At 68.0% G+C, this 13,788-nt stretch carries 12 protein-coding genes, 2 tRNA genes and 1 rRNA gene; 11 read left to right on the top strand and 4 right to left on the bottom strand.

Features of this window, described 5'->3' with window-relative positions:
- The first annotated feature begins 141 nt into the window (after positions 1 to 141).
- Genes AW272_RS27845 through AW272_RS27830 form a run of 4 tightly spaced genes read left to right on the top strand, consistent with a single transcriptional unit; the run spans position 142 to position 2,078 of the window.
- Entirely contained in the window at positions 142 to 657 is a 516-nt protein-coding gene (locus AW272_RS27845; RefSeq protein WP_066371206.1) for a M48 metallopeptidase family protein, read from the top strand.
- Entirely contained in the window at positions 651 to 1,235 is a 585-nt protein-coding gene (locus tag AW272_RS27840) for a hypothetical protein (RefSeq protein ID WP_083958743.1), read from the top strand. The genes AW272_RS27845 and AW272_RS27840 overlap by 7 nt, the downstream gene beginning before the upstream one ends.
- Complete coding sequence (locus AW272_RS27835) at positions 1,232 to 1,651, top strand: helix-turn-helix transcriptional regulator (protein ID WP_066371198.1); 420 nt, start codon at positions 1,232 to 1,234, stop codon at positions 1,649 to 1,651. Before AW272_RS27840 ends, AW272_RS27835 begins: the two co-directional genes overlap by 4 nt.
- A 10-nt stretch (positions 1,652 to 1,661) precedes the next feature.
- Positions 1,662 to 2,078 carry a VOC family protein gene (locus tag AW272_RS27830; protein WP_061299764.1) on the top strand — a complete coding sequence of 139 codons (417 nt, stop codon included), beginning with the start codon at positions 1,662 to 1,664 and terminating at the stop codon, positions 2,076 to 2,078.
- Here AW272_RS27830 and AW272_RS27825 read toward each other — a convergent pair.
- From AW272_RS27825 to AW272_RS27815, 3 genes are read right to left on the bottom strand one after another with little or no spacing between them, the layout of a single operon-like run.
- Positions 2,075 to 3,085, bottom strand: a complete 1,011-nt coding sequence (locus tag AW272_RS27825; protein WP_083958742.1) for an endonuclease/exonuclease/phosphatase family protein — start codon at positions 3,083 to 3,085, stop codon at positions 2,075 to 2,077. The genes AW272_RS27830 and AW272_RS27825 overlap by 4 nt on opposite strands.
- Positions 3,086 to 3,125: 40 nt before the next feature.
- Positions 3,126 to 3,680, bottom strand: a complete 555-nt coding sequence (locus AW272_RS27820; RefSeq protein ID WP_066371196.1) for an NUDIX hydrolase — start codon at positions 3,678 to 3,680, stop codon at positions 3,126 to 3,128.
- Entirely contained in the window at positions 3,677 to 4,945 is a 1,269-nt protein-coding gene (locus AW272_RS27815; RefSeq protein WP_066371192.1) for a zinc-dependent metalloprotease, read from the bottom strand. Before AW272_RS27815 ends, AW272_RS27820 begins: the two co-directional genes overlap by 4 nt.
- Positions 4,946 to 5,027: 82 nt before the next feature.
- Between AW272_RS27815 and AW272_RS27810 the strand changes: the two genes are divergently transcribed.
- The 6 genes from AW272_RS27810 to AW272_RS27785 all read left to right on the top strand — a co-directional run bounded on the left by AW272_RS27810 (position 5,028) and on the right by AW272_RS27785 (position 11,012).
- Complete coding sequence (locus tag AW272_RS27810; RefSeq protein ID WP_245657750.1) at positions 5,028 to 6,098, top strand: NAD-dependent epimerase/dehydratase family protein; 1,071 nt, start codon at positions 5,028 to 5,030, stop codon at positions 6,096 to 6,098.
- A gap of 9 nt (positions 6,099 to 6,107) precedes the next feature.
- A complete protein-coding gene (locus AW272_RS27805; protein ID WP_066371190.1) occupies positions 6,108 to 6,530 on the top strand; it encodes a molybdenum cofactor biosynthesis protein MoaE in 423 nt (140 codons plus the stop codon).
- 34 nt (positions 6,531 to 6,564) lie between these two features.
- Positions 6,565 to 7,608 (top strand): YlbL family protein, encoded by a 1,044-nt coding sequence (locus AW272_RS27800; RefSeq protein ID WP_066371188.1) that lies wholly within the window; start codon positions 6,565 to 6,567, stop codon positions 7,606 to 7,608.
- A gap of 167 nt (positions 7,609 to 7,775) precedes the next feature.
- Positions 7,776 to 10,676 (top strand): UPF0182 family membrane protein, encoded by a 2,901-nt coding sequence (locus tag AW272_RS27795; RefSeq protein ID WP_369408784.1) that lies wholly within the window; start codon positions 7,776 to 7,778, stop codon positions 10,674 to 10,676.
- Positions 10,677 to 10,733: 57 nt separating this feature from the next.
- Positions 10,734 to 10,807: transfer RNA gene (locus AW272_RS27790), tRNA-Met, on the top strand.
- A gap of 131 nt (positions 10,808 to 10,938) precedes the next feature.
- A tRNA-Met gene (locus AW272_RS27785) sits at positions 10,939 to 11,012 on the top strand.
- A 1,409-nt stretch (positions 11,013 to 12,421) separates the two neighbouring features.
- Here AW272_RS27785 and AW272_RS27780 read toward each other — a convergent pair.
- Positions 12,422 to 12,832: a hypothetical protein gene (locus tag AW272_RS27780; protein WP_066371906.1), complete on the bottom strand. Its 411-nt coding sequence runs from the start codon at positions 12,830 to 12,832 to the stop codon at positions 12,422 to 12,424.
- A gap of 619 nt (positions 12,833 to 13,451) precedes the next feature.
- On the opposite strand from AW272_RS27780, the gene AW272_RS27775 reads away from it, so the two are divergent.
- A 16S ribosomal RNA gene (locus AW272_RS27775) occupies positions 13,452 to 13,788 on the top strand; the annotation flags it as partial.

The following is a 13,788-nucleotide window of genomic DNA, read 5'->3' as shown; positions in this document are numbered from 1 at the left end:
TTTACCGGCACTCTCACCAGCTCTCCTGTGGATGACCACTGAGGCCAGTGTGTCGGCTTAACATGGGGGAAACGTTGATTGACCAGCGGGAACGTCCGTGACCCCCTGTGGAATTCCGCGCGTGTCGAGTACCGTGCATATGTGCCCCCCGAGACAGTCGAGGTTCGTCGGAGCCCACGTCGGCGGCGAACCGTTTCCGCGTACCGCGATGGAGACAAAACCATCGTGCTGCTGCCTGCCGGTCTGAGCACGACCGACGAGGAGCAGTGGGTACGTCGCATGCTCGAACGCCTGGCGGCGAAGGAGCAGCGTAAAAGACCCAGCGACGACGACCTGCTCGATCGCGCGCGGGAACTGTCGGCCCGATACCTCGATGGCAGGGCCGCGCCATCGAGTGTCCGCTGGGTCGAGAACCAGCTCCACCGATGGGGGTCATGCACTCCAGATCATGGCACGATCCGGCTGTCGGTGAGACTGCGGGGTATGCCCGCGTGGGTCGTAGACTACGTGATCATGCATGAGCTGGTGCACCTTCTGGTGCCGAGTCACGGCCCCCGGTTCTGGGCGCTGGTCGAACGTTACCCCAAGGCCGAACGCGCACGCGGTTTCCTGGAGGGTTTCTCCATGGCCGCGAGCGGCACCCCGGAGGAGTGTTGACCGACCGGCTGGTGGCCGTGCTGGTGACCCCGTCGACCGGCGACGCGGCGCCCCCTGGCGTCGACCGTGACGCGTTCCTGCGTGCGGTGGCCGAGGACACCTACGAGATGGTCGCCGGACTCGACCTGGTGACCCCAGTGATCCTAGCGGTTGGAGTCACAGGTCTGGAGGAGATCGCCTGGCCGGGCACGCCGGTGATCTCCCTCGACTCCGCCGGCCAGGCCTTCTCCGCCCTGCCGCCGGCCGACCAGGCGGTCGTGGTCTGCGCCGACGCCCCCGACCTGCCGCCGCTGCTGATCGGCAAGCTCTTCCGCGAACTCGGCCGCGCCGACATCGCCGTCTGCCCGGCCGACGCCGGGGGAGCCGTCGCGGTCGCCGCGCACCTGCCGTTCCCCGAGTGGGCGACCCTCGACGTCGACCACCCCGAGATCGTCAAGGCCCTGCGCGCCCAGGCCCCCGGCCCCCGCAAGATCGCCACCGGGCCGGGCTGGCACCGCCTCCGCACCCCCGCCGACCTCGCCCGCCTCGACCCTGGCCTGGAAGGCTGGGACTCCACCCGTGCCCTGGTGATCGCATGAACCGCGACGACCTCGTCCGCCTGCGCAAGGTCCGCGACATGATGGACCGCGACTACGCCAGCCCCCTCGATGTCCCCGCCCTGGCCCACGCCGCCCTCATGTCGCCCGGTCACTTCTCCCGCAGCTTCCGGGCGGCCTTCGGGGAGACCCCGTACAGCCATCTCATGACCCGCCGGATCGAACGCGCCAAGGCGCTGCTGCGCGCCGGCGTGCTGTCGGTCACCGAGGTCTGCTTCGCGGTCGGCTGTACGTCGCTCGGCTCCTTCAGCACCCGCTTCACCGAGCTGGTCGGGGAGAGCCCCAGCGCCTACCGCGCCCGCTCCCACGACGAGGCCGCCGCCATCCCTCCCTGCATCGCGAAGATCTACACCCGACCGGTCAGGAACGGAGAAGCCAAGTCACCGGCCGCGCCGTAGCGTGAGACGCATGGACATCAAACTTCGCACGTGCTTCATCGCCGTCGACGACCACGACACCGCGCTCGCCTTCTACCGCGACGTGCTCGGTCTGGAAGTCCGCAACGACGTCTCCTACGAGGGCATGCGATGGGTCACCGTCGGCCCCCCGTCGCAGCCCGACGTGGAGATCGTGCTCGAACCGCCGCTGGCCGACCCGGGCGCCTCGGCTGAGGACAAGGAGACCATGTCGGAGCTGCTGGCCAAGGGCCTGCTGCGCGGCCTGATCTTCTCCACCGACGACTGCGACGCCACCTTCGAGAAGATCGCCGCGTCGGGCGCCGAGGTCCTCCAGGAGCCGATCGACCAGTTCTACGGCGTCCGCGACTGCGCCTTCCGCGACCCGTCGGGCAACCTGCTGCGCTTCAACCAGCCGCGCAAGGGCTAGACCGAGGCCGGCAGCCGGAGCACCGTGAAGAACGCCCGGTGGTCGGTTCCGGCCACGTCGTGGATGCTGACGTGGTCGATCGCCACGCGAGGGTCCACCAGCACGTGGTCGATGGTGATGATCGGCGGCAGCCGCCGCTCGGCGGGCCAGGTCGTGATCAGGCCCTTCCCGGTGGCGTCGGCGGCGTCGACCCACCCCTGCCCGACCAGCGCGCGGAACTCCGCGTGGTCGAACGTCGCGTTGTAGTCCCCGGCCAGGATCCGGATCGTGCCCTCCGCCGGCCGGGGCAGCGACCGCAGCCCCTCCCGCCACAGCCCCTGGTCACGCCCGAGCGGCGCCACCGTGTGCACGTCGATCAGCTCGACCGGCGGCCCGCCGGGAACCTCGACCTTCGCGTACGGCATCTGGTGCCCGTCCCCCGGAGCGAACGGAGCCAGCGCGGTGACCGGGAACCGCGAGTAGATCCCCGACCCCGCAGCACTGAAGTGGGGTTCCAGATGGTCGTACGGCATCAGCGCCCCCAGCCCCGCCGCGGCCAGCCCCTCGACCGCCCGAGGGCTCAGCTCCTGCACCGAGATCACATCGGGGCGCGCAGATCGTACGAGAGCCATCAGAGACCCCACGTCGGCGCGCCCGAAGCGCATGTTGACCGACAGCACCCGGAGCGAGGGCCCGTCGACGGAGGGCTGCGCCGAGGGCAGCGCCCGAGGCAGCACGACGACCGACAGCCCGACCACGGACACCAGCGCCGCGACGGTGGCCCAGCGGGCCCGGCACAGCACCGCGACCAGCACCGCCACGACCGCGCCGAGAAGCGCGTAGGGAGTCCCGGTCGACAGCAGCGTCCCGAACCCGGTGATCTCGATCCCGGTCAGCCGGAAGAAGGCCCAGACCACGCTGATCGCGGCGAGCAGCCAGGCGAAGGCCCGCCGCTTGCGTCCGGGTGACCGCTCAGGAGAGCGGATCTTCCCGCCGACCTCGACCTCTGCCTGCGCCTGTGTGTCCACGCCGAAAACCCTAGCCAGCGCTGTGCAGAGGAGGTGTAAGTCAATTGTGAAGGTTGTGCGCGAGCATGGTGCGCGCCCTGCGCGCCAGCCGCCGGGTGGCCATGTCGCTGGGCTCCGGGATCTCGTCGACGGGGAACCAGTCGAGCGCGAGCGACTCGTCGCTGATCACGATCTCGGCCCCGGCGGGCGCCACCGCGCCGAACTCCACGTCGAGGTGCCAGCACTGCGGCGGATGACACCACACCTCGTGCCGGTCGAGCGCCAGCGGCCCGGGAAGCAGGGTCAGGCCGGCGATCCCCGACTCCTCGAACGCCTCACGCAGCGCCGCGTCGGGCAGCGTCTGGTCGCCGGGCTCGCAGTGGCCCCCCATCGGGAGCCACATCTTCGCCTTCGGATGGTGCGTGAGCAGCACCTTCGCGCCGTCGTGGGACAGCACCGCCGTCGTGGCGGTCAGATGCGCCGGTACGCAGGACCGCCACATCCCGTCTTCGTGTTCGGCCAGATGGCGCAGGAACTCGTGGCGGAGCGCCTCTTCCCGCGGGGTCGGGCCGGTCCAGGCCGCGAGCAGCGCCGAGGCTTCGTCACGCAGGGTCACTTGTCGGCGTCCGGCCCGTCTTCGGTCTCTTCCAGGAGCTTCATCAGGCCGAGGTCGAAGTCTTCCTTGCCGGTGACGAACGACTGGGGGTCGTCGAGGTCGGCCGGGGTCGGCATGAGGTCGGGGTGACCCCACAGGTCGTCGCGCTCGTCGATGCCGCGCGCGTCGCCGACCGCCCTCCACAGCGCCGCCGCCTCGCGCAGCCGCCGGGGCCGCAGCTCCAGACCGACCAGCGTGGAGAAGGTGAGCTCGGCCGGCCCGCCGGAGGCCCGGCGACGCCGGACGGTCTCGCCAAGCGCCCCCGAAGACGGCAGCTTGCCCGCCGCGGCGGCGTCGACGACCGTGGCGACCCAGCCCTCGACCAGCGCGAGCGTGGTCTCCAGCCGGTTCAGGGCGACCTTCTGACGTTCGGTCTCGGCGGGCTTGAGCAGGTCGCCGCCCGAGAGGATCTCCTGAAGCCGCGACGGGTCGTTGATGTCGAGCCCCTGGAGCTTCTCCTGCAGGGCGGACACGTCGACGGTGATGCCCCGGGCGTATTCCTCGATCGCCCCGAGCAGGTTGGACTTCAGCCACGGCACGTGCTGGAACAGCCGGTGATGAGCGGCTTCACGAAGGGCCAGGTAGAGCCGGATCTCATCGGTGGGCAGTTCGAGACCCTGGCTGAACGCGGCGATCCCGCCGGGCAGCAGCGCGGCGGACTCGGACAGCGGCAGGCCGATGTCGCTGGTGCCGATCACCTCGCGGGCGAGGGTGCCGAGGGCCTGGCCGATCTGCTGGCCGACCATCATGCCGCCCATCTGCTTCAGCATCCCCATGAGCGGGCCCGCCATGGCCTGGGCCTCGGCGGGGAGACCGGCGGCGCCGAGGCTGCCGCCCATGGTCTCGACCATCTTGGCGGCCACCGGGTCACACAGCTGCGCCCAGATCGGGGCCGTCTTCTCGATCCACTCCGACCGGCTCCAGGCCTGCGGGTTCGACACGCCGCTCGGCAACGATGTGGCCTCGTTGAGCCACAGGTCGGCCAGGTTCAGCGCGTCGATGATCTGACGTTTCTCGCCTTCCATCACACTGGGATCACCGCCGTCGGCGACCACGGCATGGCGGGCGATGTTCTTCGCCATCTCCCAGTTCACCGGGCCTGAGCCGGGTGGAGCCGAGAGCATGTCGGCGAACTGGCGCATCGCCTGGGCCATCTGCTCGGGGTTGCCGAACATGGCGAACGGGTTCTCGTTAGGATCGTTTTCGCGACCTGGCAGGTCAGTCACCGCGCCACCTCGTGCAGGATGGAGGAGTCCACAACCGCCACGTTATCCGTCGTGGGGCGTGTCAGCGCAAAGTGAGGACCGCGTGCCAGTCTCAAAACGCCATCGTCCGCCCGTCGTCGCCGTCACCGGCGCCGCGTCGGGAGTAGGCAGGGCGTTCCTGTCGAAAGTCGCCTCGTCTGCGGATTTCCGCCGTGTGGTGGCGATCGACGAGCAACGCGGCGACGTCACCGACGTGACCTGGCGGGTGCTTGACATCCGCGATCCGCTCTTGGCGAACCGGATCTCCGACGTCGACGTTCTCGTCCACCTGGCCGGCGACTTCACGCTCGACGGCGACGCCACCGAACGCCGGGCCTACAACCTGCGGGCGGCCCAGACCGTCCTCACCGCCTCGGCCGCCGCCCGGGTGCGCAGGGTGGTCCTGGTCACCAGCGCGATGGTCTACGGCGCCGACGCCGACAACCCCGTCCCGCTCCCGGAAGACGCCCCCGTGGCGGCCGAACTCGACACCGGAGTGGTCGGCGACCACCTCGAGATCGAGTCGTTGGTCCGCCGCTCGCTGCGGGCCCACCCCGGCCTGGAGGTCGTGGTGCTGCGCCCGGCCGCCCTGGTCGGCCCCGAGGTCGACACCGTGGTCACCCGCCACTTCGAGGCCCCGCGCCTGCTGGTCGTCAAGGGCTGCCTGCCCCGCTGGCAGTTCTGCCACATCGACGACCTCGTCTCGGCCCTCGAGATGGCCGCGCTCGGCCACGTCAACGGCGTGGTCGCGGTCGGCTCCGAGGGCTGGCTGGAGATGGAGCAGGTCGAGGAGGTCTCCGGCGTCCGCCGCTTCGAACTCCCGGCGGGCCTGACCTTCTCCACGGCCCAGCGCCTCCACCGCCTCGGCATCACCCCGGCCCCCGCCACCGACCTCCACTACGTCGTCTACCCCTGGGTCGTCGACTGCGCGACGCTGCGGGCGGCGGGCTGGAAGCCGACCTGGACGAACGAGGCCGCTCTCCGCGAGCTGATGACCTACCGCGAGGGCAAACACGCCGTCGTCGGCCGCCGCCTGAGCAGCAAGGACGCCACCATCACCGCCGCCGGCGCCACCGTCGCGGTCATCGGCACGGCGGCGATCGTGCGCGCGGCCCGCCGGAAGAAGAAGATTTAGACTGCTGCGGTGGACGTCATCCGCCTGCTGGCCATTCGCGACACCCCCCTCTCCGTCGACGAGGTGTTCGCGGCCGTCGGCGACCACGCGGCCGGGGGCACCGCGCTGTTCGTCGGCACCGTCCGCGACCTCGACGGGGGCAAGGGCGTCTCAGGGCTGTCCTACTCGGCCCACCCGTCCGCCGAAGGCGAGTTGCGGAGGGTCGCCGAGAAGGTGGCCGCCGACTTCCCGGTGACCGCCATGGCGGCCGTCCACCGGGTCGGCGACCTGGAGCTGGGCGACATCGCGGTGATCGTCGCGGTGGCGAGTCCGCACCGCGCCGAGGCGTTCGCGGCGTCCCGGCGGCTGATCGACGACCTCAAGCACGAGGTGCCCATCTGGAAGAACCAGCGCTTCGCCGACGGTTCGGCCGAGTGGGTCGGCGCCTGTTAGCCGCGCCTTATCGCGGAGCCTTTAGAGTTCTGGCATGTCCCGACGTGCCCTCACCCTGCTCGTGGCGGGTTTCCTCACACTCGCGCTGGCGGTGGGCGGTGCCCTGCTCCCCGTCCCCTACGTCGTGTTGTCTCCCGGCCCGACCGAGAACACGATCGGCGACGTGAAGGGCAAGCCGGTGATCACCGTCGCCGGCCACGAGACCTTCCCGACGTCGGGCATGCTCAGCATGGTGACGGTCGCCTACCAGGGCGGCCCCGGCAATCGCATCGGCCTGCTGACCGCGCTGCGCGGCTGGGTCGACGACACGATCGCCGTCGTCCCCGAGGAGACGATCTTCCCCAGGGAGCAGACCGTGGAGGAGGTCGAAGAGGAGAACACCGCCGAGATGGCGACCTCCCAGGAGACCTCCACCGCCGCCGCCCTGCGCGAACTCAAGATCACCTATCAGAACGTGGTCGAGGTCGCCAGCACCGACAAGGGCACCCCCGCCGAGGGCAAGCTCCAGCCCGGCGACGTGATCACCGCCGTCGACGGCACCCCGGCCACCGACATGGACACGGTCGCGGCGGCCGTCCGCAAGCACACCCCCGGCCAGGACGTCACCTTCGGCATCGACCGCAAGAGCGCCAAGCAGGACATCACGGTCAAGACCGTGCAGGGCAGCGACGGCCGGGCCATCGTGGGCGTCCGCATGGGGATGTCGTACAAGTTCCCCTTCACCGTCAACATCAGCGTCGGCGACGTCGGCGGCCCGAGCGCGGGCCTGATGTTCTCCCTGGGCATCTACGACAAGCTCACCCCCGGCCCGCTGACCGGCGGCAAGGCCATCGCCGGCACCGGCACGATCGACGGCGACGGCAACGTCGGCGCCATCGGCGGCATCGAGCAGAAGATGGTCGGCGCGCGCAAAGCCGGCGCGACCGTCTTCCTGACGCCCTCGGCGAACTGCCCCGCCGCCGCCGCGGCCGTGCCCGACGGATTGCGCCTGGTCAAGGTGGACACACTCAACGGCGCCATCAAAGCGATCGACGCGATTCGCACCGGATCGGGATCCGTCCCCGCCTGCACTTCCTGAACACTTTCCTGAGGGGTTTCTGGAAGCGCAGCACTGCCGGGCGCGGTGTAGGTTGCCAGGCACAGACCGTTTGTGCTTTTGACCAAAGGGGTTTGGCGTTGAGCTTCCGGAGCCCCGGAGCCGGTCGGGCGATGCGCGTGCCCCGCCGGCCCCGCCTGCTCATTCCAGTGGGAATCGCGGTCGTCGCGATCGTGATCGTCCTTTACATCTTCGCCGGGTTCTATACCGACTATCTCTGGTATGACTCGGTCGATTTCGGCTCGGTCTTCTCGACCATGCTGATCACCCAGATACTGCTGTTCGTCGTAGGCGCCGCCCTGATGGTCGGCATCGTCGGCGGCAACATGGCACTGGCTTTCCGCGTACGTCCCATGTTCGGCCCCGGCATGTTCGGCAATGCCCAGGGAGCCGACCGCTACCGGCTGGCCGTCGACCCGCACCGGAAGGTCATCTTCCTCATCGGCATGGCGATCCTCGCGCTGTTCGCGGGCTCGTCCACGTCGGGCCAGTGGAAGACGTGGCTGCAGTTCCAGAACGCCACGCCGTTCGGCAAGGTCGACGCCGAGTTTGGGATCGACCTGTCGTTCTTCGTGTTCACCTATCCGTTCCTGCGGATGGTGCTGAACTTCCTGTTCATCGCGGTCGTCCTGTCCGTGATCGCGGCGGCGCTGGTCCACTACCTCTACGGCGGGTTCCGCATCCAGACCCCCGGCGGCGTCCACGCCGCCCGAGGCGCGCGGGTCCACCTGTCGGTGCTGCTGGGCGTGTTCGTGCTGCTGAAGGCGCTGGCCTACTGGCTCGACACGTACGGCCTGGTGTTCTCCGACCGGGGCAAGGTCTTCGGCGCGTCGTTCACCGACGTCAACGCCGTCCTCCCGGCCAAGACCATCCTGGCGTTCGTCGCCCTGATCTGTGCCGCGCTGTTCTTCGCGGGCGTGTTCCGCCCCGGCGGCATGCTGCCCGGCGTGGCCCTCGGCCTGCTCGTCCTGTCGGCGGTCCTGATCGGCGGCGTCTACCCGGCGCTCGTCGAGCAGTTCCAGGTCAGGCCGAACCAGCAGGCCAAGGAGCGCGAATACATCGACCGCAACATCAAGGCGACCAGAGCCGCCTACGGGGTCGACACCTCGAAGGTCACCCAATACGGCGCTGCTACCGAGGCCAAGCCCGAGGTGCTCCAGGCCGAGTCATCGCAGATCCCGGCTCTGCGACTGCTCGACCCGAGCGTGCTCAGCCCGACCTACCAGCAGCGGCAGCAGATCCGCGGCTACTACCAGTTCCCCGAGCAGCTCGACATCGACCGCTACAAGAACCCGACCACGGGCAAGACCCAGGACACGGTCGTGGCGGTTCGAGAGATGGGCGTCCCGCTCGACCAGCGCAACTGGATCAACGACCACCTCGTCTACACCCACGGGTTCGGTTTCGTCGCCGCCCCCGGCAACGCGGTCGACGGCAGCGGCGTGCCCAACTTCAACGAGAAGGACATCCCGCCGACCCAGACGCTCGGCAAGTACGAGCCCCGGATCTACTTCGGCGAGAACTCGCCCGAATACTCGATCGTCGGAGCCCCCGAAGGCGCCCGCGCCGACGAGCTCGACTACCCCGAGCAGGGCACCAACGGGCAGAAGAACAACACCTACGGTGGCAGTGGCGGCGTGCCGATCGGCGGCCTGTTCACGCGGTTCATCTACGCCCTGAAGTACGGCGAGACCAACCTGCTGCTGAACTCCAGCATCAACGACGAGTCGCGGATCATGTACATCCGCAAGCCCATCGAGCGCATCCAGGCGGTGGCCCCGTTCCTCACGCTCGACCGCGACCCCTACCCGGCCATCGTCGACGGCCGCATCAAGTGGATCGTGGACGCGTACACCACCTCCGACGCCTACCCCTACGCCGAGCCGCGCAGCCTCGAGACCCTCACGACCGACGTGACCTCCTCGCTCCAGCCCGGTGTGCCGCAGGTGCCGCGCGACAACATCAACTACATCCGCAACTCGGTGAAGGCCACGGTCGACGCCTACGACGGCACCGTCACCCTCTACGCGTGGGATGACACCGACCCGGTCCTGAAGACCTGGCAGAAGGCCTTCGGCACCATCATCAAGCCCGCGTCGGAGATCTCGGCGCAGCTGCGTGACCACCTGCGCTACCCGGCCGACCTGTTCAAGGCCCAGCGCGAGATCCTCACGCAATACCACGTCACCGACGCCGACGCCTTCTTCGGCGGCCAGGACTTCTGGAAGGTCCCCGAGGACCCGGCGACGAAGAAGAGCAAGCAGCCGCCCTACTACGTGACCATGAAGATGCCGGGCGCCACCGAGGAGAAGTTCTCGCTGACGACCACGTTCGTCCCGAACGGCCGGCAGAACATGGCCGCCTTCATGGGCGTCGACGCCACCGCCGACTCCAAGAACGCGACGCTCCAGATCCTCCAGCTACCCAGCACCACGACGATCCAGGGCCCGCCACAGGCGCAGAACACGTTCCTGACGAACCCCACGGTCTCCCAGGAACTCAACCTCCTGAGAGGCACCGGCGGCGCGACGGAGGTCCTCTACGGCAACCTCCTGACCCTCCCGTTCGGCGGCGGTCTGCTCTACGTGGAGCCCGTATACGTGCAACCGAGGGAAGAGACCTCCGGCCGCTTCCCGACACTCCAGAAGGTCCTGGTCCTCTACGGCCAGAAGGTCGGCTTCGGCGACAACCTCGAAGACGCGCTGACACAGGTCTTCGGCGAGGCCCCGGCGCAACCGACCGAGAACCAGAACCAACCGGAGCAGCCGGAACAGCCCGCGCAGCCCGAGACCCCGGCCCAGCAGGCCTCGGTCACCACGGCTCTCGACAAGGCGCAGAAGGCCTACGACGACGCCCAGGCGGCCCTGTCGGCCAGCCCGCCCGACTGGAACGCCTACGGCACCGCCCAGGCCGCCCTGAAGGCAGCGCTCGACGACCTGGCCAAGGCCCAGGGCGTGGCGGCGACCCCGTCACCCAACCCGTCGACGACCCCGGCCGCGTCCGGATCGGCGGCCCCGACACCGACGCCGACTCCACCCCAAACGCCCTGATCTGAGCTCCGATTTGCTGTGCCACCCCGCACCGGATAGTCTTTAGACACACACCGACGCGGGGTGGAGCAGCTCGGTAGCTCGCTGGGCTCATAACCCAGAGGTCGCAGGTTCAAATCCTGTCCCCGCTACTGAAGTGAAGTGGCCCGGTTCCAGATTCTGGAACCGGGCCACTTTGTTTTGTGGACATGAGGCCGGAGATCACTCTCCGGCCTTTTGATTTGCGTCCCTCGGCATTCCTGATAGTGTTCCCTCATACCGACGCGGGGTGGAGCAGCTCGGTAGCTCGCTGGGCTCATAACCCAGAGGTCGTAGGTTCAAATCCTGCCCCCGCTACAAAGAAAGTGGCTCGGTTCCAGATCTGGAACCGGGCCACTTTGTTTTTCTCCGGTACGACACCACTTACGGGATTCTCTTAGTCGAATTTCTACGGGTGTTCTGGCTGGTCAAATCAGGAAATAGCCGTGATTTTCTGATGGTGTGGACTGGTTGCGTTGGCCTTTGTGAGAAGGCCGAGGCGGGCGAGACCGGTTGTTCGAGACGGAATCCTGCGGGTAGGGCTCATTCGGCGGGGGGCGGCTCATGTTGCCGGCGGGAAGCCGTGCGGCCAGACCGTGAGACTCAGAATGCGCGGTCGACTGGATGCCCCGAAATCTCATAACTCCGTGCCCATCGTGAAGCTGATCGCCGACGCGTCGTGCAAGGTGTTGGAGCACCGACGACTCGGATGCCGTGTAGGAGCCGGGGGCGCCGGAATGGCCGACACGGGACATGGAGCCCGCACCCCGCAGGCACGACGAGCTTCGTGCGAAGTGCAAGGGCCAACGTGTGGCTCGGGGGCGCTCCTCGTGCACAGGCCCAAGACTGTGTGCTTGGGCTGAGAGCACCATCGTGCATGGGCCGGAGCGACGGCGCTTGGTGCAGGTGGTGCGCGGCTGGTCGAGTCACAGGCTGAGGCAAAGGACCTTCGCGCCTTGGGCGCTCATCGTGCCGAAGCATTGCGAGGCGAAGGCTTGGTCCATGGGCATGAGGTCGCCTCGTCTCCGCGGATGGCGATGCGGAGACCGCTGAACGCCACCTGGGCGGCGGCAGCTCGGCCCTGCTCGATCTCCGCTGGATTTCCACTGGGAGCATGAACGTCGTCTCGCCGCATTGAGTCTCGCTCAGGGACAAGGTCGTCGCGTGTGGCCGGTCCCAGGGGCCCGTATCAGTCGCCCGTCTTCGGGAACACGCCGGAAGCGGGGGGTCAGCGCTGACATTTCGCTTACGCGCGTGATGGGCCAGCTGCGCCTTCGAGCTCGTTGACGCCGGGCGGAGGCGTCCGGGGACAGCTCGTGCCGGGGTTCGGGCTGGCCATTGGAAGCCGGAGATGGAAACTCGCCCCGAACGGGGGGAGCGCCGAAATCCAGACGGCTGCTGTGGTCGCGAGGGGCGGCGACTGTCAGATGTGGGGGAGGTCGACTGCGGCTTGTTCGAGTAGTCACTCGATTTGAGTCGTCACTCGGGTAGAGGCGGCGCTCGGCCACAGGTGTGGGGCCCGACTCCGACCCCCCGGAATCGGGCCCCGCTGTTCCCCCTCAGTGGTGCTTGGTTGGCCCGGTTCCGATGGGGATCGGAACCGGGCCGGCCGTACCCCGGGTGTGGGTGGGGTGCGGGCCATCGGCGGAGGGCGGCCGCGGGGTGGCAGCCCCGGTGCGGTCGCCCTCCGCGTATCGCCGCGGTGGCTTCGAGATATACGGCTGTGGTTAGTGCGGCAGGCTGCGGTGCACGCTCACACAGCGGCGCAGTCTGCTGCTCGCCGGGCCCATGCGGCGGGGCTCGCGGACCGGCTGGTCGAGCGCGGCCACCAAAGCCTGGGCGGTCTTGGCGTCGGCCAGCACCCGGGCGGCCTCCTCACCCACGGGCAACTGTCCGTTCTTGGCCAGCTCGTGTTCGAGGAAGGTCAGCGGCTCGGCGTCGCCGGCCTCATTGGCGGCGACGGTCGCGCGACTGGCCGTCAAGAGGGCGAGGTAGTAGTTGCGCAGGGACGCTTCACGCATGCGTGCCTGCTCCAGGTCGTCGAGCAACTCCCGGGCGATCCGGAGAAGATCGCCGGCGTGCCCGGCCTCGGCCGTGATGTGGGCGCGGATGTCATCGAACTCCGACCGCTGCGTCATGATGGCCACCTCCACGGCGGGGGTCCAGGCGCCGGGTTGGCGCCGGTGACCTCCGCATCTCATTTCGTATCCCGGCGGGATTGCGGTCGGCTTGACATCGGCTTGCCTTCACCGAGGTCATGCGACCGCACTCGAACCGGTGCTACTTAGATGCGCGAGTGACCAGGTTGGTTGTCAGGCTGCGGCAGCCGTTTATGACGTGAGTGGTCGACGGAACTGTTAGTCTTCTCGTGTCGGCCTGGTCCGGCAAACCCCACCCACTCGCCTCACGGCGGATCTGGCGTGGGCTGCTTCATCCCCTTGAGCTTCAGGTTCGTGCGGCTGGTTCGCCTTCCGCCCGGATCGCTGGTAAGTTAGAGGGGTTGCTCTGAAACTGGGGCGGCCGAATTTCTCTTCGGTACGAGCTCGGAAGTCAAGTCGCTGGATTTGACACTAACCGGGACTGCTGAAAAGATAAAGGCACAACAGCAAGACAAAAGCTTAAAAGAACTAAATGCAAGTCCGTTTCTTGAGAACTCAACAGTGTGCTAAAAGCCAGTGCATGATGCACAAACCCCGTCATTTATGACGGATTCCTTTGGTTGACATTATGTCAGCCGGGAAAATTCTCTGAAGACATCTTTTGGAGAGTTTGATCCTGGCTCAGGACGAACGCTGGCGGCGTGCTTAACACATGCAAGTCGAGCGGAAAGGCCCTTCGGGGTACTCGAGCGGCGAACGGGTGAGTAACACGTGAGTAACCTGCCCCTGACTCTGGGATAAGCCTGGGAAACTGGGTCTAATACCGGATATGACGTCTTCTCGCATGAGATGGATGTGGAAAGTTTTTCGGTCAGGGATGGACTCGCGGCCTATCAGCTTGTTGGTGGGGTAGTGGCCTACCAAGGCGACGACGGGTAGCCGGCCTGAGAGGGCGACCGGCCACACTGGGACTGAGACACGGCCCAGACTCCTAC

Origin of the sequence: Herbidospora mongoliensis (assembly GCF_001570545.1) — a bacterium.
GTDB lineage: Bacteria > Actinomycetota > Actinomycetes > Streptosporangiales > Streptosporangiaceae > Herbidospora > Herbidospora mongoliensis.
Note: the sequence above shows the minus strand (reverse complement) of the source record. Positions and strands in the feature narration are given on the sequence as shown.

What these genes read in the sequence shown, in the direction of transcription:
- AW272_RS27835 (WP_066371198.1), top strand. Translation starts at nt 1,232, where the DNA reads ATGAACCGCGACGACCTCGTCCGCCTGCGCAAGGTCCGCGACATGATG.
- AW272_RS27830 (WP_061299764.1), top strand. Translation starts at nt 1,662, where the DNA reads ATGGACATCAAACTTCGCACGTGCTTCATCGCCGTCGACGACCACGAC.
- AW272_RS27800 (WP_066371188.1), top strand. Translation starts at nt 6,565, where the DNA reads ATGTCCCGACGTGCCCTCACCCTGCTCGTGGCGGGTTTCCTCACACTC.
- AW272_RS27780 (WP_066371906.1), bottom strand. Translation starts at nt 12,832, where the DNA reads ATGACGCAGCGGTCGGAGTTCGATGACATCCGCGCCCACATCACGGCC.